Annotated in this window: 16 protein-coding genes and 2 pseudogenes; 12 read left to right on the forward strand and 6 right to left on the reverse strand. The window is 68.4% G+C overall.

Annotation, left to right across the window (positions count from 1 at the left end; all coding sequences use genetic code 11):
- Positions 1-75: 75 nt before the first annotated feature.
- The 6 genes from AB0I60_RS05290 (at position 76) to AB0I60_RS05315 (ending at position 4,791) form a co-directional block, all read left to right on the forward strand.
- Positions 76-954 carry a hypothetical protein gene (locus tag AB0I60_RS05290; protein WP_360725967.1) on the forward strand — a complete coding sequence of 293 codons (879 nt, stop codon included), beginning with the start codon at positions 76-78 and terminating at the stop codon, positions 952-954.
- 86 nt (positions 955-1,040) lie between these two features.
- The gene (locus AB0I60_RS05295; protein ID WP_360725968.1) at positions 1,041-1,523 is read left to right on the forward strand and encodes a VUT family protein; all 483 of its coding nucleotides are present in this window, start codon (positions 1,041-1,043) and stop codon (positions 1,521-1,523) included.
- Complete coding sequence (locus tag AB0I60_RS05300) at positions 1,520-2,455, forward strand: hypothetical protein (protein WP_360725969.1); 936 nt, start codon at positions 1,520-1,522, stop codon at positions 2,453-2,455. The genes AB0I60_RS05295 and AB0I60_RS05300 overlap by 4 nt, the downstream gene beginning before the upstream one ends.
- Entirely contained in the window at positions 2,452-2,820 is a 369-nt protein-coding gene (locus AB0I60_RS05305; RefSeq protein ID WP_360725970.1) for a helix-turn-helix domain-containing protein, read from the forward strand. The genes AB0I60_RS05300 and AB0I60_RS05305 overlap by 4 nt, the downstream gene beginning before the upstream one ends.
- Before the next feature lie 103 nt (positions 2,821-2,923).
- On the forward strand, positions 2,924-4,126 hold the full coding sequence (locus tag AB0I60_RS05310) for a site-specific integrase (RefSeq protein ID WP_360725971.1): 1,203 nt from the start codon (positions 2,924-2,926) through the stop codon (positions 4,124-4,126).
- A 53-nt stretch (positions 4,127-4,179) separates the two neighbouring features.
- Positions 4,180-4,791, forward strand: a complete 612-nt coding sequence (locus AB0I60_RS05315) for a sigma-70 family RNA polymerase sigma factor (protein WP_360725972.1) — start codon at positions 4,180-4,182, stop codon at positions 4,789-4,791.
- Between the two features lie 2,010 nt (positions 4,792-6,801).
- Here AB0I60_RS05315 and AB0I60_RS05320 read toward each other — a convergent pair.
- The 6 genes and pseudogenes from AB0I60_RS05320 to AB0I60_RS05345 all read right to left on the reverse strand — a co-directional run bounded on the left by AB0I60_RS05320 (position 6,802) and on the right by AB0I60_RS05345 (position 12,751).
- Entirely contained in the window at positions 6,802-7,272 is a 471-nt protein-coding gene (locus tag AB0I60_RS05320; protein ID WP_360725973.1) for a hypothetical protein, read from the reverse strand.
- Positions 7,273-7,343: 71 nt separating this feature from the next.
- The gene (locus tag AB0I60_RS05325) at positions 7,344-8,690 is read right to left on the reverse strand and encodes a hypothetical protein (RefSeq protein ID WP_360725974.1); all 1,347 of its coding nucleotides are present in this window, start codon (positions 8,688-8,690) and stop codon (positions 7,344-7,346) included.
- Positions 8,691-9,227: 537 nt separating this feature from the next.
- Positions 9,228-9,737 carry a tetratricopeptide repeat protein gene (locus AB0I60_RS05330; RefSeq protein ID WP_360726818.1) on the reverse strand — a complete coding sequence of 170 codons (510 nt, stop codon included), beginning with the start codon at positions 9,735-9,737 and terminating at the stop codon, positions 9,228-9,230.
- Between the two features lie 165 nt (positions 9,738-9,902).
- Positions 9,903-11,363 (reverse strand): annotated as a pseudogene (locus tag AB0I60_RS05335) (Hsp70 family protein); the annotation flags it as partial.
- Positions 11,364-11,672: 309 nt separating this feature from the next.
- Positions 11,673-12,359, reverse strand: a pseudogene (locus AB0I60_RS05340) (caspase family protein); the annotation flags it as partial.
- Positions 12,360-12,379: 20 nt separating this feature from the next.
- On the reverse strand, positions 12,380-12,751 hold the full coding sequence (locus AB0I60_RS05345; RefSeq protein WP_360725975.1) for a hypothetical protein: 372 nt from the start codon (positions 12,749-12,751) through the stop codon (positions 12,380-12,382).
- Positions 12,752-14,154: 1,403 nt separating this feature from the next.
- Between AB0I60_RS05345 and cas3 the strand changes: the two genes are divergently transcribed.
- The 6 genes from cas3 to cas2 all read left to right on the forward strand — a co-directional run bounded on the left by cas3 (position 14,155) and on the right by cas2 (position 21,421).
- Positions 14,155-16,449, forward strand: coding sequence for a CRISPR-associated helicase Cas3' (gene cas3, locus AB0I60_RS05350; protein WP_360725976.1), 2,295 nt, complete (start codon positions 14,155-14,157; stop codon positions 16,447-16,449).
- A 566-nt stretch (positions 16,450-17,015) separates the two neighbouring features.
- On the forward strand, positions 17,016-17,708 hold the full coding sequence (cas5c, locus tag AB0I60_RS05355; protein ID WP_360725977.1) for a type I-C CRISPR-associated protein Cas5c: 693 nt from the start codon (positions 17,016-17,018) through the stop codon (positions 17,706-17,708).
- The gene (cas8c, locus tag AB0I60_RS05360) at positions 17,708-19,468 is read left to right on the forward strand and encodes a type I-C CRISPR-associated protein Cas8c/Csd1 (protein WP_360725978.1); all 1,761 of its coding nucleotides are present in this window, start codon (positions 17,708-17,710) and stop codon (positions 19,466-19,468) included. The genes cas5c and cas8c overlap by 1 nt, the downstream gene beginning before the upstream one ends.
- A gap of 38 nt (positions 19,469-19,506) precedes the next feature.
- A complete protein-coding gene (cas7c, locus tag AB0I60_RS05365; protein ID WP_360725979.1) occupies positions 19,507-20,397 on the forward strand; it encodes a type I-C CRISPR-associated protein Cas7/Csd2 in 891 nt (296 codons plus the stop codon).
- Between the two features lie 62 nt (positions 20,398-20,459).
- On the forward strand, positions 20,460-21,131 hold the full coding sequence (gene cas1 / locus AB0I60_RS05370; protein WP_360725980.1) for a CRISPR-associated endonuclease Cas1: 672 nt from the start codon (positions 20,460-20,462) through the stop codon (positions 21,129-21,131).
- Positions 21,131-21,421 (forward strand): CRISPR-associated endonuclease Cas2, encoded by a 291-nt coding sequence (gene cas2, locus AB0I60_RS05375; RefSeq protein WP_360725981.1) that lies wholly within the window; start codon positions 21,131-21,133, stop codon positions 21,419-21,421. Before cas1 ends, cas2 begins: the two co-directional genes overlap by 1 nt.
- The last annotated feature ends 311 nt before the right edge of the window (positions 21,422-21,732 follow it).

The following is a 21,732-nucleotide window of genomic DNA, read 5'->3' on the forward strand; positions in this document are numbered from 1 at the left end:
CGACACCAGGCGGCGCCCGACCGCGGGCCCGCCCTGCGACTGCTGTCCCTGGGCGCCGGAGTGCAGAGCAGCACGGTGCTGCTGCTGGCCTGCCAAGGCGAGATACCCCGCTTCGACATGGCCCTGTTCGCCGACACCGGCTGGGAACCCCGCGCCGTCTACGCCAACCTCGAACGGCTGGCCGCCCACGCCGAGCACAACGGGATCCCGGTGCGCAGGGTCTCGGCCGGGAACATCCGCGCCGACGCCCTCGACCCGAAGCACCGCTTCGTCTCCATGCCCCTGCACACCCTCAACCCCGACGGGACCAAGGGCCTCGCGCGGAGGCAATGCACTTCCGAATACAAGATCACCCCGCTGAAGAAGGCCGCCCGCGAGCTGCTCGGCTATCCGCATCCCCGCCGGGTGCCGCGCGGGGTCTATGCCGAGCAGGCCATCGGCATCAGCACCGACGAGATCGGCCGCGCCCGCGACTCCGGGCTGCGGTTCCTGCGCAACGTCTTCCCGCTGCTCGACCTCGGCTTCGATCGGACCCGCTGCATCGCCTACCTCGCCGAGCACGGCTTCGACAAGACGGTGAAAAGCGCCTGTGTCGGGTGCCCGTTCCACGGCAACGCGGGCTGGCGCTGGGTGCGCGACCACGACCCGGACGGCTGGGCCGAGGCGGTCGAGTTCGACCACGCCATCCGCCACGGCTACCCACACGCCACCACGCAGGGGCAGCAGTTGCGCGGCCAGTACTTCCTGCACCGCTCCTGCCTCCCGCTGGACCAGGTCGACCTCGACGCGCCCCCCAAGTCCAGGAGCAGAAAGCGCCTGCGGCTGATCACCTCCGAGCCGGCAGACCCCGCAGTGGACAGCGCGGAGGAGGACGACGATCCCGATGGATGCTCGCCATGGTCGTGCCGCTCCGGCACACCGACGACCACGGACCCGCGGGAGCGTGCGGCATGAGCGCCATCACCACCACGGCCCGCCGCCCGCGACCGCCGGGCATCCCCTCCTTGGGGAGGCAACCCTCGATACGCACCGCGGCGGCGATGACCGGATATTTGCTGTCGGTCCTCGCCGCCAACCTCGCCTCGACGGCCTGGCCCGCCATGCTCGTCGCCGGGATGTCCGTGCCGGCGGGCACGCTGTTCGCCGGGATGGGCCTGACCGTCCGGGACCTGCTGCACGAGACACTCGGCACCCGCGGGGTGGCCATGGGCATCGTGACCGCAGCGGGCCTGTCCGCAGTGCTGACCACGCCACAGCTCGCCGTGGCCTGCCTCGTGGCGTTCACCGCCTCCGAGGTCCTCGACACCCTGGTGTACGCGCGGCTTCGCCGCCACACACGGTTTGGTGCCCTCGCCGTGTCCAACGCGGTCGGGCTCATGGTCGACAGCGTGCTGTTCGTACCCCTGGCCTTCGGCGGCTTCGCCGCCCTGCCCGGCCAGATCCTGGGCAAGACGCTCGCCACCGTCCTCACCCTGGCCGTCCTGCACGGCACCCGAGTGGCCCGACGGGAGGCGCGGCCATGAGGTTCTACCTGGGTACCCACCAACCCTCCTGGCTGGCCCGCGACCTCGGCGTGCCGATGCTGGTCAGCCACCGACGCCTCGCCGGTCGCCGGAGCCTGCCGCGCGCCACCCACCGGTGGGCGCTGGACTCCGGCGGCTTCACCGAACTGTCCCTGTACGGACGGTGGCGCACCGACGCCGCCACCTACGTCACCGCGGTGCGCCGCTACGCCACCGAGATCGGCAACCTCGACTGGGCCGCACCCCGAGACCGCATGACCGAAGACCACGTCCTGGCCCGCACCGGCCTGAGCCTGCGCACCCACCAACACCTCACCGTCGTGGACTACCTCCGACTGCGCGACCTGGACCCGGAGCTGCCGTTCATCCCCGTCCTTCAAGGACAGTCGATCACCGACTACCACCGATGCGCGGACATGTACGAACAACGCGGCGTCGACTTGAGCACGCTTCCGCTGGTGGGCGTGGGAAGTGTGTGCCGCCGCCAACACACCGTCGAGGTCGAACGCATCGTGCGCTCGTTGGCCGCCCGCGGCTACAAGCTGCACGCCTTCGGCGCCAAGATACTCGGCCTCGCCCGCTACGCCGACGCGCTCGCCTCCAGCGACTCCGCATCCTGGAGCCTGCACGGACGACACCTCCCGGGCTGCACACCCGGCCACCGAAGCGAATCCAACTGCCTCACCTACGCGATGGACTGGTACAGCCGACTGCGAGTCCGACTGGACACGCCACCCGGCTGCACCGCCTCCGCCGGCCGACCCACCCGCCCGGCCACACCGCGACCCCCGAACCGCCGACCCCGCGCCACAGCCCCGTCCCGCAGGTCCGCCACCAGCCCGTCGCGCCCGAGCCGATCGCATCCGCCACGGCATCACGCCACCGACACCACCACCGACCACACACCCACCACGCACGAGGGACGCCCATGAGCCCGCCACGACGCGTCGCCGGTCGACCACACCGCCCGACCCGCGAACCCGGTCGACCCGAACCGGAGGCCACCACCACTCCCGCAGCCGAGCCCGAGACGGTTCCCGACAAGGAACCCCGCGACGACCAGGAGAACGCCCACTCGCGCCTCGTGTCCGCGGACGACGACACGCACCCACTGCTCTACACACCGGACCAAGCCGCCCGGCTGCTCCAGGTCAGGCCCTCCTGGCTGCGCCGCCGCGCAGCGGCGCGCGCGATCCCCTGCCGCCTGCTCGGCAAACACCTGCGCTTCGCACACCAGGACCTCCTCGACATCGCCGCCGCCGCCCTCCGACCGCCACCCTCGACACCGGACACGTAACCCGATCCGGCGATCCGCCACCACACGCTTGATCGCCTCGACCGAACAATGCGTCCATCGACCCGTCATCCCGCACCACCGGCCCTGACAGGGGAGCAACGCCGTGGCCTACTACGAGAAATCCGGCAACAACCGCTGGAGGGTCCGCTACCCACGCGACGACGGCACCCTCGGCACCCTGTCCGGCTTCACCACCGAGGACGCCGCCAGAAACGAGGCCCGACGCCTCACCAAACAAACCCACCACACCACCCACACCGACCCCGCCCCCGCCCGGCGGCTGTTCGGCAGCTGGGTCCAACCCTGGTTCGACGCCATCGACGTCGCACCCACCACCCTGGCCCAGTACCGCAGCCTGGCCCACAACCACATCGTCCCCCGCTGGAGCACCGTCGCCTTCGACGACATCGGCAACCTCGCCGCCCACACATGGGCCGCACAACTGCACGCCGACGGCCTCGCCAGCAGCACCGTCAGGACCATCATGCGGTTGTTCACGATGATGCTCTCCGACGCCGTCGACGAGAACATCATCGCCGCCAACCCCGTCCGACCCCGACGCCGGGGACGACGATCCCGCCACCGCGCCCCCGACATCGTCTGGGCCACCCCGGAACAGGCCCTGCGCGTCGCCCTGCAAGCCGCCATGCTCGTCGGCGACTGGGCCGGAGTCCTGATCATCAGCGCCGCCTGGACCGGCGCGCGCTGGGGCGAACTCACCGGGCTGCAACGCGGCAACATCCACCTCGACGACGGCTGCTTCGTCATCGACCCCGACATCGGGGCCCTGCACGAAATCGGCGGCACGCTCCAACTCGGCCCGCCCAAAACCCAGTCCTCCGCCCGCACCGTCACCCTGCCGCCGTTCCTGATCGACCTGTGGCGACACCACCTCACCACGCACGACCACCCGCACATCTTCGTCACCGCCGAACACCAGCTGCTGCGCCGCAGCAACTTCTCCCGACGCGCCATGCGCCCCGCCGCCGACGGCAACCTCCACCGCACCGACCCCGCCATCCGGGTCCACCCCGCCAAACCACGACTCAAGTTCCACGGACTGCGCCACAGCCACAACACCTGGCTCATCGCCGACGGCATCCCCGACGTCGCCCGCGCCCGACGCCTGGGCCACAAACTCCCCGACAAGATCGAAGACGTCTACTCCCACGTCGCCCCCGAAGTCGAAGCACGCGTCCTGCGCGCACTCGAACAACGGTGGACCGACGCCCTCGCCGACGCCCGCCGGCAAGGCTCGCAGTTCACCGGCGACCGCCTCCGACGACTCGCCCTGCCCGCCGCCTGAGCAACCCCACAGGCGGGACAAGCGCCCGCCGCACCGGCTCCGGAAGGCCCGCCATGATCTGCCATACCGGCCAGGACGAGGACTCGGACTACTCACTGACGCAGGCGACACGGGCCGGGCATCCTTACGCGTTCGAGGTGCTCTACCGACGCCACCGGACTGCGGCCCACGCCCAGGCCCGCCGCCTCACACGGTCGAACTTCGACGCCGACGACCTCGTCTCCGACGCCTTCGGCCGCGTACTGTCCACTCTGCAGGAACGGGGCCCGCTGACCTACTTCCGTTCCTACCTCCTCACCACGATCCGTCATCTTGCCTACGACCAGACCCGTCGTTCCCGCCATGACACCCTCGTCGCCGAGGTCACCGACGTCACCGACCAGGCCGACCGGCGCCACCACGACGCAGGACCGGAGACCGCGGCGCTGGCCGCCGCCGAACGCGCGCAACTGGCCGCCGTCTTCGCCTCCCTTCCACCCCGATGGCGGGCAGTGCTGTGGTGGACCGAAGTCGAAGGCCGACCACCCGCCGACATCGCACCCGGCCTGCACATGACACCCAACGCCGTCTCCGCACTGGCCTACCGCGCCCGCGCAGCGCTGCGACGCGCCTACCTGCACGCCCATCCGACCATCCCGCACCCCGGCGGAAACCGGCGGACCTGACCAGCGACACCCTCCGAAACTATCTCCGCCCCGCACGACGCCACGGCGAGGCGCATCGCAACAAGGTGACATCGGACCGGATCCCGGTCCGATGACAGGCGGGGCCAGAAGGCCCTGACCGCAGCCGGGGTCGCCGACTTCTCCGACCGGGTCCACGTCGACCCTCACGGCCGGCGGCGCGGCGGCGATGGCAATCAGGACCGGTGAGGTACTGGTACCGCCGCGGCCGATCTCCACCGTGCCGCGCCTCGACCCACCGTCCGAAACGTAACGTTGTGGCGACTACTCTGCCAACGGTCCTGTGATGTAGAGCAGTCGGCCGGTGCGGTGCAGGCCGGGGTTCGCCCATTGTGCTCAGGATCCGGGGCGTCGGGGCGTGGCACGGATGCGGTTTGGGCGTGGGTGCGACATGGACGCACTGGCCGTCGGCGGTGGTGACGTCCGGGCACCGGTTCCATTTCCCGTTCCACGCCTGCCGGTAGAGCTTGCACGGCCACATCGAGCACTGCCGCGCGCTCAACGCCGCGGTGGAGGCGGGACGCCCGGTCGACGCTGGCGTCCGCTCGATCCCCGCCGACTCCCTGGGTGCCCGCCGGGTGTCCGACACGGCCCTGCAGGCCGCACTGCGCGTCCGGGCGGACTCGATCCTGGTCGACGACGCCTCCATCGCCGCTGCCCGACAAACCCTGTGGGACCCAGCGCCGCATCGCCGTGGAACACGGCGCCGCCACCGCTCTGGCCGCGCTGCTCACCGGCGCCTACTAACCTCGGGAAGGTGAGCGCGTCGTCGTCGTGCTCTGCGGTGCCAACACCGACCTCGCCGACCTGGTCAGCCGGATGTGACCGATCGGGCAGCCACCTGACCCGACCACCCTCGTCACCGTGCGCCCGGACGTCGTGGGCGGGCCTTCGAGCAGCGGAGGCACCAGGGATGCGCTCCACCCAGGGCCCTTCGCGTAAGCCGGTCCGCGTCCGGCCACCCGTCGACCGCTTGCTGCGGAGCCCGGGAATGGCCACCCGTCGGAGCTGGCGGATGCCGCTGCTGCGCACCGACGACGCCACTTCCTGGTCGGACCTGGGGCACAATTCTCGAGGCAGTCCGAGGGCAGGACGAACCTGGTCCATGTCGACAGTGTGCCTTCTGCTTCGGAACCATAAGCGTGGTGCGACACGCCGAGAGGTTCCGAAGCGCCGCTCGGCGTGTCGCTCCGAAATTCGAGATAGTGCACGCCCAGTACCGGCTATGTCGTTGTGTTTAGGCTGGTGGTGCAGGGCAGCGTCAGCCCTCCGGGGCCGGCGAGGATCGCAACTCGGTCGGGAACCAGCGCACGACCGTGCCGTCCAGCAGCAGCGTCAGCCCTCCGGGGCTGGCGAGGATCGCAACACGTAGATCACGACCGGGATGCACACGGCCAGCACGGCAGCGTCAGCCCTCTGGGGCTGGCGAGGATCGCAACCCGCACGTCACGAGGAGCACCATGAGCACGCCGAACGGCAGCGCCAGCCCTCCGGGGCTGGCGAGGATCGCAACCAGATGCAGGAGCTGCTGACCGGCGCGACGATCCGAAGCGTCAGCCCTCCGGGGCTGGCGAGGATCGCAACGACGAGCGCACCACCACCGTCACGGGCCAGGCTGGCGCAGCGCCAGCCCTCCGGGGCTGGCGAGGGTTACAACCTGCTGCAACCCATGATGAACAGTGCCGCGCGCTGGCAGCGCTGGCCCTCCGGTTCGGCGAGGACCGAAATTACGGCTACACCGGCGCGTTCGGCGGGTGGTACCAGTAGGACCGGCCTTGCGGTGCTGGCGAGGAAGGCGATTGCTGATTGGCGGTAGCGGCGGCACGGCCGGGAACAACACCGGTCTGCCGGTGGTGGAGGGCGGCTTCCGGGCGTCGCATTGCGCTGTTGCTGGTTTCGGCTGCGGCCGGCTGCATCGATCTCGTCGGCAGAGATCGTTGACACTACCGCCACGACGGCGAGGTGACCCGCGTGGGTTCCTTGACGGTGCGGTCAGACGTCGGTTGTGGCGGGCCAGATCCGGATGGTCCATTGTTCGCAGCGGCTTTCGTCACCGGTGCGTGTGGTGGTGGTGTCGGGGTGGCGGGAGGTGTGGAGGTGGTAGTGGCCGGGGTGGGGGAGGTGGATGGTGGTGTCGTCGGGGCTGCCGGTGGTGGCGGCGAGCAGTACTTGGCCCGAGTCGCTGCGGAATGTGCCGGTGGCGGTGTGGGCGGTGCCGGTGGGTGGGTTGTGGGGTGGTGCGGGGTGGAGTTCGAGGGTGATGTGTGCTTCGAGGTTGGAGCCGTCGGCGTGGAAGAGGGCGCCGCCCACTCCGCAGTGGGCGAGCCAGTCGTCGTGTCCGACGTCGTCGAGCAGACGTAGTTGTGCTTCGGGGTGGGCGAGGAGGTCGATCAGCACGAACATCGAGAATTCGATGGGCAGGTGTACCTGCCTGTTGTCGATTTCGTGTGTCGTGTCGTCCATCGCCCACCCCTTCTGTCACTGGAGCCGCTCCGGTGTGCCGACCGGTCTGTCGGCGCCGGTGTCCCGTCCGGTCAGTTGATCAGTACATGGTAGGTGTCCTCTTCGAGGATGTGGTCGGCGGCGACGAAGTTGCTCAGCAGGCTGCCGACCTTGGCGTTGTGGGCCGAGAGCAGCGGTCGGACTGCGTAGCTGCGGTTTCCGGTGGCGGTGTAGGAGCCTTGGTGGGTGGTGGCGAAGGGGAACTCGTCGCAGTCGTTGGTCCTGCCGTCGGGTCGGACCGTGTAGTTCTGCCCGTATGCGGCGACGCAGGTGGCGATCGACTTGGCGCGGTTGGCCTCGCGTGCGGGGCCGTCGTAGTAGAGCCGGGACAGGGGGTGTGCCGTGCCGTACTTGCCGGGGACGAACGTGCCGGGCGTTCCGGGCTTGGTGCTGGTGATGTTGTCGAAGGCGTCCTTGAGGAACTGGACGGATTCGGTGGTGGTGGTATCGGACAGCGAGAGTTGGAAGATCCCGGACGCCTCGTGGAAGACGCAGTCGCTGCCGCGGACGTATTGGGGGTTGACGGCCGTGCGGGCGATGTCGCACCGCAGGTGGAAGTCGGGGTAGGGGACGAAGTCGTTCCTTCGGGGGATGCCCGTCTCGAGGTAGTAGTACGGGCTGAGCTGGTAGAAGCTGCGCTTCTCGGTGGGGACGGGGTCGTTGGGCAGCGGTGCGCTCGTGCCGGCGAAGTCGACCGTGACGGTGCGGTTGCTGTCGGCCCGCCAGTCGTCGACGGTGTCGCTGAACGACACGGTGTCCGGGTTGCATTCGGGCCCGGCGGGGTTGGGGTCCCAGCAGCCCACGCTGAAGGTCACCCGTTGGCTGCCGGGGAAGTTCCCGGCCACGTCGTACCATTCGGACATGTCCAGGGTCAGTTGTGCGGAGCGCGCGTTCTTCGCCATGCTGACCAGGAAAACGGACTTGAATTGGATTCCGGCGATCGCCAGTCCGGTGCGTCTGTCGATCTGTCGGACCTGGATGATCGAGCCGTGGCAGGCGTTGAACCGGTTCTTGAACCACTGGTCGGGCGGAGGGCTGGGCGCGTTCTCGTAGAAGTTCTTGCACTCCGCCGGCTGCACCGGGTCGTCGATCGGGGAGAATTCCGCCAGTGTGTCGACGGAAGAGCCTGATTGTGTGCGGACATGATGTGCGGATACCGTGGTCTTGCCGGGGCGGGCGATCTCCGCCAACTCTGCCGGAGTGTGGTTACGCCGCTCGGGCCTCGTGCTCGGTGTCGACCGCCCGTGGATGTCCGGTCTCACCGGTGTGCCGATGGACAGCGGCTCCACCTGGGCGTTCATCGGCAGGGAAGTCAGGTTCGTCACGCTGCCGGCGTCGGTGAGGGCCGCGGCCTCACTTGTCACGCCGACGCCGGTCATCACTAATCCCGGGATTAATACCCTGCTCAGTAATCGACGCATCGACGGTCCTCTCGTCTGAATCAGCGAATTGGAGGACGTCGAGGGGCGTGCGGCGGTGAGAAACCCCCGAAATCTCTCCGTCATGCCCGATCCAAGTGGTGTCGCGGACCTGCGGGCAACGGAATTGCCGGTTGTGTGATAAACCGCACATTAGGTGTATCCCGGTGGGTGCGGTTACTCACCGCTGCATGACCGGTCGGTCAATGCGTCGGTCGAGTGTGGTTTCACGAACTCGACCTACGGTGCGTCATGACAATTGGTTGCCGCGGGAGCGCTCGGGGTACGCGCCGACAAAGCCGCCGCCAAACGGCTGACTGCCCGCCTGCGAGGTTCTCGAATCGCAGTGCCGACGGGATCGCGGAATCGTCCACCGGTGCGGACGTGATCACCGAACCGTGGCGGTCGATCGGTAGTCGGCCGACCAGGCCATCCGGGTAGAGCAGTCGGACGTCAACATTCGACTGACTGCACGCTGGGATGAGTCCGGTCCGAACATCACGGCGATGTCGGGCTGCGGAGTGCTTGGAGGTCGCGGACCGCTCGGGCGAGATGGCTGCGTCGGCGACTGGAGTCGGGCTGTCCGGGGCGGCGTGCGATGGTCAGCGCTTCCTCGGCGAGTTCGAGTGCCTCGTGGTGGTCGCCGATCTCGCGGAGTGTGAGGCCGAGTTCGTGCAGCGTGGTGAGCAGTCGGTCGTGGTGGCCGAACCGTAGAGGCGGGAATGTCCGGGCGAGCGTCAGGGCTTCGTGGCCCCGTGTTCGGGCTTCCTGCAATCGTCCGGCCGGTCGCAGGTCGCGTGCGAGGTTGACGAGGGAGTCGACCACGTGGACGTCCTTGATTCCCTTGCCGTGCCACGTCCGGGAGATTTCCAGTGCTTCCTCGTGTGCGGCCAGCGCTTCGGTGAGTCGTCCCTGCCGGCGCAGGGCGTTGCCGAGGTCGTGCAGCGAGAGCACGAGCAGGCGCCGGTGCCGTGCGCTCGCGGCGAACTGCGCACGTGCTTGCGCCACTGCTGTTACGGCGCGTGCGAGCGTCGGGTTGCGGGTGTCGTCGTGTGGGTGGTCGGGTGGGTCGACGGGCGGGAGAGGGGTGTTGTCCGGTTCGGGTTCGGGCTCGGTGACCGGGGCGACCTGGCCGGTGTCGTCGTCCGGGTGGTCGGCCTGGAAGGTGTCGCGGGAGACGGTGATGCCGATCGCTGCGTCCGTGGCGAGGTCTTTGGCGGATACGTGCACGATGCCGTTCGCGTCGATGTCGACGGTGACCTCGATCTGCGGGACGCCGCGCGGGGCGGGCGGCAGGCCGGTCAGTTCGAACATGCCGAGCCTGGTGTTGTCCCGGGTGGACTCGTGTTCGCCCTGGAACACCTGGATCTGCACGGAGGGCTGGTGGTCGTCGGCGGTGGTGAAGATCTCCGAGCGTTTGGCCGGGATCGTGGTGTTGCGCTCGACGAGTCTGGTCATCACGCCGCCCTTGGTCTCGATGCCGAGGGACAGCGGGGTGACGTCGAGCAGCAGGACGTCCTTGACCTCGCCGGTCAGCACGCCCGCCTGGAGGGCGGCGCCGACGGCGATCGCCTGGTCCGGGTCGACCCCTGTGGACGGTTCGATTCCGGTCATCTCGCGGACGAGATCGCCGACCGCGGGCATCCGGGTGGAACCCCCGACCAGGACCACCTCGTCGATGTCGGCGGCGGTGCGTTCGCAGTCGCGCAAGGTCTGCTCGACCACCGCCCGGCAGCGGTCCAGCAGGTCGGCCGTCAGGCGGTCGAACTCGGCCCGGGTGAGCAGCGCCTGCAGGTGCAGTGGTGTGCTGCCCGACGACCCGAGGTAGTGCAGGGTCACCGTGGTCTCGGCGGCGTCGGACAGTTCGACCTTGGCGCGCTCGGCTTCGTCGCGGATGCGCTGGTGGGCGTTGTGGTCGTCGGGCGGGTCCATGCCGTGCTCCTGCCGGTAGCGCTCGACGAGCCAGTCGACGACGCGCTGCCGCCAGTCCTCGCCGCCGAGACGGCTGTCGCCGGAGGTGGCCCTGACCTGGACCACGCCGTCGCCCATTTCCAGCACCGACACGTCCAGGGTGCCGCCACCGAGGTCGAACACCAGGATGGTTCCCTCGTGCTGTCTGCCCGACCCGTAGGCGAGTGCCGCGGCAGTGGGTTCGTTGATCAGGCGAAGTGCCCGGATGCCGGCCATCCGGGCCGCCTGCGCCAGCGCCTCCCGCTCGACCACGCCGTAGTAGGCGGGCACGGTGACCACCGCGGCACCCACCGGCGCGTCGACGTGCGCCTCGGCGTCGATGCGCAGCCGGTCCAGCACATGGGCCGCCACGACCTCCGCCGGGTGCCTCACGCCGTCGACCGGCACCGTCCAGTCGGTGCCCAACCGGCGCTTGACCGCGGACACGGTGCGCTCGGCCTGCCGGGACGCCAGCTGCCTGGCAACCTCGCCCACCTGCACGCCACCACCGGCGGGGAAGCCGACGACGCTGGGCGTCAACGTCGACCCGTGCGTGTTGGCCACCACCACCGGCTTGCCCGCCTCCAACACGGCGATGGTCGAGTTGGTGGTCCCGAAGTCGATGCCCACCGCGCGCGATCCCTCCGCCTGCCCCTGCGCGTGCGACGCCCGGTCGGCCCACAGTCCCGTGGTCGAGAGCGGGACGCGGCTGCCGACCTCGCGCTCCCACACCGCCTGCGCCCGCTCCGCCACCTCGGGATCGACGTCGCGGGTGAGCGGGAGCAGCGCTTCCCGCGCGGCCCCGCGAGTCCTGGGCGACGCCTCGCGCAGCAGCCGCTCCAGGGCCAGGGTGGCGCCGAAGCGCTCCCACGGGCTCCCGGTGACGACGGCCCTGTGCAGCTGCACAGGAATCAGGGGCGTGACGTGGCTGCCGAGATGAAGGGACTGGATGTTGCGCCCGAGATACAGCGAACCGCTGACGCGGTCGACGGACAACTCCGGTGTCTGCCCGGCCGCCTTGAGCGGAACCTCCCGCCGCACGTACCGGTACAGGTCCTCCACGCTGACGAAACCGTCGGAATCCAGATCGGCCATCCCGGTCCGCAACCCTTCGACGACCGTCGAGGTGAACACCGACGGCTGGCCGGGTTCGATACTCGACAACGTCGACTCGTGCGCGAACTGCAACGACGAACACGCGGTGATCACCGCTTTGCCCTGACCGTCGAAATGCTGATCGACCTCGACGCGCCGCGACGACACCCCCCGCGACCTCAACCCCTTGACGTAGCTCCCGCTGTAGCAGCAGTCCAGCATGAGCACGACGCGCCGCGACCGCGACTGCTCGATCCGCTGATTGACGAAATGGGCTGACACACCGGTCGCGGCCACATAGTCGTGCTCGGTGTCACGGGCGGCGAAGTGCAGTTCACGACTGCGCTCCTCGCGCTTGCCGTGACAGGAGAAGTGCACCAACAACAAATCGTCACGCCCGGCGGCGGCGAAGAACGACTCGATCTCGCGGCGCACCGACCGCGCGTCCTGCTCGGCGACCACCCGGACCTCGAACTCGCCGACGACACGGGACCCCAGCACACTGCCGAGCTCCCGGGCATCGGCGGCAGCACCGGGCAAGTCCGGAAACTTCTCGTCGTCGTAGACCTGGTTGGCGACGATCAACGCCTTCTTGCCACCGAGGCTCAGCGCCGCGCCTCCGTCGCCTTGACGAAGTGGTCCACCAGCCGCTCCTGCTGCTCGGCGGTGGCGTTGGTCAGCGTCATGCGGTCCTTGCCGACGGCGATCTCCACGTGGTTGACCACACTGCGGGCAAACCACCGTTGCACGCGTTCAGCCGCCATCCGGGCCACGCCCGAATCCACGATGCCCTGCAAAACGATCATGGCCGTCTCGGCCAGTTCAGCGCCACGGGTGTGCGCCGGAGCCGACTCCCCGGGAGCACGCACCCCGTCGACCTCCACCTCGCGCAGCTCCTCGATCAGGTCGTGGACCGCGTCGTCCACTTCCAGAGCGGTCAGCCCGTCCTCGACGATGCCCACGACGACGTCGGTCATCAGTGCTGCCTTCCCTCCGCTGTCATGTCGAGGTCCATCGTTCCAGCACACCGTCACGTTGCGCCACGCACCTCCGAAACCCCTCCCGCATGAACATCGTCGACACCCGGACACCGCCGACCCAGAGTCGCCGCCGACAACGACCCACCCGAATCCGGCCCCGCCACCGCTCCACATCGACCTGCCCCCACCGAACACGTCGCCTACGCCGCCGTCACCGAAGAACCTCCGACACCCGTCTCCGATCCCGACATCGTCACCGGCCTTCCATATGGGCCCGACCGCTACCACTGCTGCACACCGACCGCACTCCACCACCCGGCCACCTTTGGGGCACAGTCTGCGAGACGGCCCGAGGGCAGGGCTGACCTTGTCCATGCCGACGGCGTGCCTCCGCTTCGGAACCACAAGCGTGACGCGACACCCGCCGACAGGTTCCCTACCGCAGCCCGGCGTGTCGTCCCGAGGAACGGGATGGTGCACACCCAGTGCTGGCATGACGCAAGGTTTAGGCTGGTGAGGCAGGGCAGCGCCAGCCCTCCGGGACTGGCGAGGATCGCAATGACCAGCCCACGCCCTACTGGCCGGTCACCCCCACGCAGCGCCAACTCTCCGGAACTGGCGAGGATCGCAACGTTGAACGGCAGCGGCATGAGTCGTATGAGGGTCGGCTCGGGAGCGGTGTCGACTGCCTGGGACTTGTCTGATCCGTGGCGCGCGTTCCGTAGTGGGGGGTGCTTTCTGGGTAGGCGGATTGCAGTCGGATTCGGTTGGTGGTCTTGGGCTGTATACGACCGGTTCGGGGCGTTGGGTTGAGTGGCTGCGGCAATGGTGGCGCGGACTGCTCCGATTGGGTGGTCCTTGGTGGGGTCGTTGGTTGGATGGCGCTGGTTGTCGGTGGTCGCGTCTAGGGTCACGTCGTTCGTCGGGGGAGACGACGTGAAGGATGTAGATCGGTGTTGTTGGCGCACACTCCCGGTCGGGTGCTGGGTGCGTGGCATTCGTTGGCGGATCATGTACGTTCCACGGCCGGGTTGGCCCGCAGATTCGCGGATTGTTTCGGTGCGGGTGCGCTCGCCTCGGGGTCGGGGTCGGGGTCGGGGTCGGTCCACGATGCCGGGAAATCCGTCTGTGGTCGGCGGTCGAGATTGATCCGGGTCGCCGTGACCGGGAAGAGGGTGGGTGGCGACGACAAGGGTCTCGGTGCGCTGGTTCTTTGTCGACCGGGCGCTGGATTCGCTGCGGCCCGGCACTTCGGTTTCGAGGGGGGCGGTTGTCCGGGAAAAGTTGCTACTGGCCTGTTGGGGCGCGGAAGTTCATGGCCGCAGTAGGGGTTTCAGCTCGCCGGTGCCGGTCTGACGTTCTCGGGGTCCGCTCGGAGGCTGGTGACATGAGAGGGACGAATGTGGGCGCATAGCGCGAACAAGCGAGATGTCCGCCACCGGTTGGGTGATCATTCATCGTGTGCGGCGGACTTGGCGCGGGACTTCGCCTCAGTTTTCGGGGCGGGGGACCTTGCTTACGCGGTGGGGTTGTTTCACGACGCGGGCAAGGCTCGTTGTGCCTGGCAGCAAGGGTTGTTGCGGGTCGAAGGAACCGACGAATCGGTCGACGTTCCGCATAAGGATCTAGGTGCACGCCTACTCGCTGCGGCCCCTGGTGACCGGGAGGCGTGCTGGGCCGCTGCGCTGATGGTGTGGGGTCACCACGGTGGTCTGCGAGTTCCGGCGGAGTTGAAGCAGATGCTGCGCCGACCCGGCGAGGCCGGTGACGCGGAGGCGGTCGCTCGATTCCTGATGGAGGTGCCGCAGGCGCGGCGTGTTCTCGACACTCCTCTGGTGTTGCCGGAGGCGTGGCGTAGGCGGCCGAGTGTGCGGGAGTTGGGGGTGCGGTTGACGTACTCGGCGTTGGTAGACGCCGACTTCCTGGACACCGCCGTGCACTTCGAGCGTAGGGCCGAGCCGAAGCTGGGCGGCGGTCCCACGATGGCGCAACTTCGAGACCGTTTCGAACGACGCCGTGCCGCCCACCTGGAGGAACGCCGCGCGAGGACGGAGAAGCTCGGGCGGGTGTCGTCGATGGGCCGGTTGAGGGAGGAGTTGTACGCCTCCGCGCTGGTCGCGGCGATGCGGAAGCCCGGCGTGTATCGGATGTCGGCACCGACGGGGACGGGCAAGACCATAGCCGGGGCGGGCTTTGCCGTGCACCACGCTGCCGAGCACGGCATGTCGAGGGTGATCGTGGCGGTGCCGTACACCTCGATCACCGAGCAGAACGCCGACGTCTTCCGCGCGTTGCTCGATCCTCGGCCCGGTGAGCCGGATGACGGCGATGACGGCCCTGTCGTGCTGGAGCACCACTCGAATGTGGACTTCGACGGCCTGGGCTCCGCGAGCAGCGCAGCGGGGCGGTGGCAGCGGTTGGCATCGGAGAACTGGGATTCGCCGTTCGTGGTGACCACGACCGTGCAGTTGCTCGACTCGCTGTTCGCACGGACTCCCTCGCGAATGCGCAAGCTGCACCGTCTGGCCAACGCGGTGCTGGTCCTCGACGAGGTCCAGGCTTTGCCCAAGGCGTTGTTGCTGCCGATCCTGGACGCCTTGCGGGCGCTGTCGGAGCACTTTGGCACGACCGTGCTGCTGACCTCGGCCACCCAGCCGGTGTTCGAGAGCCTGTCTCCGTGGCACGGCCTCGACGTGCCGGAGATCGTGCCCGATCCCGTGCGAATGGCGGCCCAGGCTCGGCGAGTCAAGTTCCGTTGGTGGAGTCGCCCAACATTGGCGGACCTCGCCGGCCACGTCCGACAGCACCGCCAAGCGCTTGTCGTGCTCAACACCATCGACGACGCACGCCGTTTGTTCAAGATGCTGACCGGCCACACCGAGGCTGACGTGGTGCACCTGTCGACCCGCATGCATCCCGATCACCGCCGCCGCGCCCTGGCGATGATCGGGGACGCCCTGGAACACGACCGTCCGATTCTCGCCGTGTCCACACAGCTCGTCGAGGCCGGGGTAGACGTCGACTTCCCTGTTGTGTACCGGGCGCTGGCTCCGGTCGACTCGCTGCTGCAGGCCGCAGGTCGGGCCAACCGCGAAGGTGGTGACGCCGAGGGGGAAGTCGTCATCGTCGACCTCGCCGACGGCGGACGACCCAGCGACTACGGCCTTGCGATCACCGTCGGCGGCTATTACTTCGGGTCGGGACCGGACAAGGCCGAACCCGACGACCTCGGAGCCCTGGCTCGCTATTACCGCCACCTGTACAAGGCTCTGGAGCTGGATGCGCCCCCCGTGACAGACAGCCAGAAGCTTCCGCATGGGCAGCTCGTACAGCACCACAGGCATAAGTGGGATTTCCCGTCCGTCGCCGACGGACCGCTGGTCTCCCCCGGAGACTCTCTCAGCCGGAATCCACGACGCGCGTTCAGGATGATCGACCAGGACGGCACGCCCGTCGTCATCACCTCGGGACCCGACCACGAGGTGATCACCAGACTGCTGCGACAGGCACGGGCCGTTCCACGAGCCCGGTCCGCCGCCCTGCGCAGACTGCAACGCTGGATTGTGACGCTGCCTCGGCACATCGCCGAGACGGACGCCATTCGGGTGAAGTTGCGGCCAGTGGTCGGGGACCTCTGCGAGTGGCTGGGCGCCTACGACGACCGACTCGGACTCGACGAGACAGCCACGGAATGAGGGCCGCACGCGGCCGGACCGCGCGTCGACATGCGCTCGCCGGCGTGCTGCGGACCCGGCCTATGCTGCAGTTTCAGCGTCAGTGTGGCTTGGTGTCGCCTGACGAGGTTTCTCAACGGTTGAGCGCGGATGCCGTCTGGTGCGCTGACAGCGACCCGGCCGGAGCCCCAGCGGGCTCCGGCCGCCACGCCAACAGCTTGATCATCCCGGCGGGTGTCACCCGTGTACCGTCGCGTGTTGTTCCAGACTGGCTTACGCGCTCAACCGAACTGTCACCTTGAGCACCCGCAGTACGGCTGCGTCATGCCGGTCGGCCACCGTGCAATCGAGGAGAAGAAGATGTCGATCTTGTTTGCTGGCCGTCATTGGGAGATCCGGGTGGCCCGGACCCGGCGGGCGCGTGTGGTCACGCGCCGACTGGAAGTCCGAACCACCGGACGCGCGAGGGCCCGTAGGGCAAGCACCAACTGATCGCGATCGTTCGCACGCGGGGTGGCCTGTCGCTTGCGTCGACAGGCCACCCCGGCGATCACCCCAACCTTTGATCTCCAGTGACGAGGAGAATGATGACCGGATCGACGCAGGGCTCGGAGCCGGTGCCGCTGGTGGTACAGGTCTGGGGTCCGGGCGCGCTCTTCACGCGTCCGGAACTCAAAGTCGAGCGGGTCAGCTACCCGGTGATGACTCCGTCTGCTGCGGTAGGTGTCCTCGAGTCCATCTTCTGGAAGCCGGAGATGCGATGGCGTGTAGTGCGCATCGAGGTGCTTCGGCCGATCCTCCAGTTCACCCAGCGCCGCAACGAGACCACCGACCTGGCGTCGCTTGCCGACGCGGCCTCCGGTCGCCGGCGATTGGACACCGCGGCGCATCGGGTGCAGCGCATCGCCGTCTGCCTGCGCGACGTGGCCTACCGGATCCACGCACAGATCGACCTGGCGGATCGGGCCAGCAAACCTGTGGCAGCCTACCGAGACCAGTTCCGCCGGCGAGTCGCCAAAGGCCGCTGCTTCAGCCAGCCCTATCTGGGGACCCGGGAGTTCACCGCGTACTTCGGGGAGCCCGACGACGAGATCCCGATCGCGCACGACGAGGACTTCGGACTGATGCTGCACAGCGTCGACCACGGCAGCGACCCGATCTCCTTCACCTGGTTCGACGCTCGACTGCGGGGCGGCGTGCTCACCGTGCCCTTGGAGGGCATTTCAGGGCGCCTGCCGAACACCACCGTGCGGAGCCCCGCGACCGCAGGAGGTGTCTGATGTTGCTCCAACGCCTGGTCGAGTACTCGGACACACACCTCGCCCACGCCCGGCCGTTCCACCGTGAACGAGAATTCCGCTGGCGCCTGGATCTCGACCTGGACGGTCGCCCACTCAGCACCGAACTCGCACCGCTCGTGGACGAACAGCGTCCAAACCGGGGGCAGGTACTCACAGTCCCGGCAGTCGTCCGCACCGTCGGCGTCGCCGCCAACCTTGCCGCCGACGACGCCCAGTACGTATTGGGGTGGGGGGACGACACGACGAAGCCGGCGCGGGTGACCCAATGCCACACCGCCTTCATCGACCTGATCGAGAGATGGGCCGCGAGCAACGCCGGCCATGACGACCGGATCGCCCGCGCCGTGACCAGGTTCTACCGCTCCGGTGCGGCAGCCGATCTGACCCGCCCCGACGACCTGACCTCCAAACACGGCGTCGTCATTGCCGTCAACGGCGATCTTGCGTGCCGCAGCGATTCCGTGGTCGCGTTCTGGTCCGCCGAGGTCGCCTCTCGAAAGGGCGGCAAAGGCGGTAGTCGCCATGGCCTCTGTCTCGTCTGCGGCCAGTACCAGGAGCTGGTCGACACCGTGCCGGGCAAGGTTCCCGGACGCCTCGTCCCCGGGGCAACCAATGACACCGCGCTGGTCAGCGTCAACGAACGGGTCTTCGGCTACGGTCTCACCACCGGCCTGGAGCACACACCGATCTGCTTCCGCTGCGGCGATGCTGTGTCCACCGGGCTGGTAGCGGTGCTCTCCTCACCCCACAGCATCGCCCCGCGCGGCCAGAACAGTCGCACGTCGTGGTGGATCACCGGCGACATCGAGGACGACCCGATCGCGCTGCTCGACCAAGCCGACCCAGACGACGTCATCGCCTTCCTCTCCACCGTCCACACAGGCGCGCGCGACGACGACCCGCCCGACATGGCGGTGTTCTGCTCGTTGAGCGTGGCGGGCAACATCGCCCGCATCATGGTCCGCGACTGGATCGAAATGCCGCTGATCGACATCCGGCGCAACATCGCAGCATGGTTCGACAACCACGAGAGCGCGGGCACCTGGCCCACCGCGAAGCGCCACCATCCACTGTGGAGACTCGCGCTGGCCACCGGACGATGGCACGGCGACCGCAGTCGCTACGCCGACTTCGGCGCACCCGGCGAGGCCCGACCCCACAACATCTACCAACAACTGCTCCGCGCGGCCCTGCGCAACACCGCCATCCCGCCCGCGGTCCTGGCGCACCTCGTCCATCGCGTCCGGACCGATGGCCACCTCGACGACACCCGCGCTGCTCTGCTGCGCCTGGCAATGGTTCACGGCAAGACCACCAAGGAGACCATCATGCCCGACCTCGACCCGGGCAACACCGACACCGCCTATCAGGCGGGCCGTGCCTTCGCCCTGCTCGAACAGATCCAGAACGCCGCTTCGGGATCCGCAGAGCGCGTCAACGCCACCTACGGCGACCGATTCTTCAGCGGCGCCATCACCAACCCCCGCGCCGCCCTCGTCGCCGGCAGCCGCAACGCCAAGGCATGGCAGAAGAAGCTGCGCCGAGGCAAGCCCGGCCTCGCCAACTACTTCGACAAGCAACTCGACGAAGTCTTCGCACTCATTCCCGAAGGAAAAGGACTCCCCGCCGCGATGACTCTGCGCCAGCAGGCGCAATTCCTGCTCGGCTACCACCACCAACGCGGCCACCGCGCCGTCACCGCCAACACCACCGAGACCGACGACGTCCCGACCGGCTGACCTCCACGCACCCACCGGAAAACCCGAGGGAACCACCTATGACGACCACCACCGCCGCACACCTCGACCCCACCGTGCGCCACGACCTCGTCTACTTGTTCGACGTCACCGACGGAAATCCCAATGGCGACCCCGACGCCGGCAACCGCCCCCGGATGGACGACGAATCCGGCCACGGCCTGGTCACCGACGTCGCACTCAAGCGTAAGATCCGCGACACCCTCGCCCTCGCAGCCGAGGACGACCCCCGCTACGGCATCTTCGTCCAGGCCGGACACGCCCTCAACCCGCGCCTGGAAGCCTCCTACGAAGCAACCGGCCTCAAACTCGGCACCAAAATCACCAGGGACGAGGCCGACCACGCCCGAGCCTGGCTCTGCGACCGCTACGTCGACATCCGCCTCTTCGGCGCCGTGCTGTCCGTCGGCAAGACCAACGCCCTCGGCCAGATCCGCGGCCCCCTCCAAGTCACGATGGCCCGCAGCATCGATCCCATCCTCCCGATGGACCACGCCATCACCCGCGTCACCCAGACCCGTCAAGCCGACATCGACAAGGGCGAGACCACCGAGATGGGCGGAAAATGGACCGTCCCCTACGGCCTCTACCGCGCCGAGCTCTACTTCTCCGCGAACCACGCCCGCAAGACCGGAGTCGACGCGAAAGACCTGGAGCTGCTCTACCGCACCCTCGAAATGATGTTCGACCACGACCGCTCCGCAACTCGCGGCCGACTCACCGCACGCGGCCTCTACGTGTTCAGCCACCCTGACGCTTTCGGCGCCGCCCCCGCCCACCGCCTCACCGAACGCATCACCCCACGCCTCGTCAATCCCGACGTTCCGCCGCGGAACTTCGGCGACTACACCGTCGCCGTCGCCGAAGACGCATTGCCGGCAGGCGTCACCCTGGCGAAGATCATCGACTGAAACGGCTGCATTCGAGCCGGACAGCGAGCTGTGCACCCTGTGGCACAAGCGACACCGGTTAGATGGCGATGCTGGGAGATCACCTGAAGTCCCGTTCACACGGATCTCTCGAGCGCCGCTGGCACCTGTTCGAAATGATCGCCGCACCGGTCCCGCACGACTTGGCTTCTCCGGGCGGGACCGGCGCAGACTCGAGATCCCTGTCGATGGCACCCGGTACGACTAGGTCCTCGACACTCTCACACATCCGTTCCCTGCGTGACGGCGCGTCGCTGCCAACGTCGGCCGACGACAACAGGCTTCGTCGCTGCCCACTTCGCTCGGCTGTCCTCCCGATATCTCGACGCCCCGTTCAAGGAGCCCTCGAACAAGTCAGCCTCGATCTCTACATCGGCTACCTCCACGGCGTCCGCGCCGGCGAACCCTCCCTCGCGCTGGACCGCATGGAGGAGATGAGGCCCCTGCTCGGCGACCGCCTCGTCCTCACCCTCCTCAACCGCAGACAGATCCTCGACCGACACACCGAGGCCCTGCCCGGCGGAGCCGTCCAGCTCGCCGACGACGGCCGCAGGACATTCCTCGAACACTGGAGCACCGCCCGCGAACGCCCCTGGCCCCACACCGCCCTCGGCCGCGACGTCCCCGCCGCACTCGTCCCACTCGTCCAGGCCCGACTCCTAGCACGCCACCTGCGAGGGACCACCGACACCTACACCCCGTGGACCATGGCCTGATGGAACTGCTCGTCACCTACGACGTCGACACCACCACACCCGAAGGCGAACGACGACTGCGACAAGTGGCCAAGATCTGCGAAGGCGTCGGACACCGCGTCCAGAAATCCGTCTTCGGAATCACCTGCACCCCCGCCCAACGACTCCAACTCGAAGCCCGCCTCCAGTCGACCATCGACTCAGGACTCGACTCCGTACGCATCTACCACCTGGACCGGGGCACCTTCCACACCGCCCGACACCTCGGAGCCGCAGTCGACATCGCCCACACCGGCGCATGGATCATCTGAACACGAACCCGACACCACAGCCACCCGCTTCGGAACCACAAGCGTGACCCGACACGCCAAGAGGTTCCCAAGCAAACATCGGCGTGTCGTCTCAAACCTAGGAAATCGACTGGCTGGCCAAATCTCACAATCACGTTCTCCCTGGTCATCCAGGGCAGCGCTGGGACCTGCGTCCCAGCGGGGATCGCAACATCTGCATGACCACGTGATCGGGCACGTGCACGCGCAGCGCTGGGACCTGCGTCCCAGCGGGGATCGCAACTGCACCACCTGGACTCCACCAGCACCGGCGCTGCGCAGCGCTGGGACCT

It is taken from the genome of Actinosynnema sp. NPDC050436 (genome assembly GCF_040655415.1).
Lineage (GTDB): Bacteria > Actinomycetota > Actinomycetes > Mycobacteriales > Pseudonocardiaceae > Actinosynnema.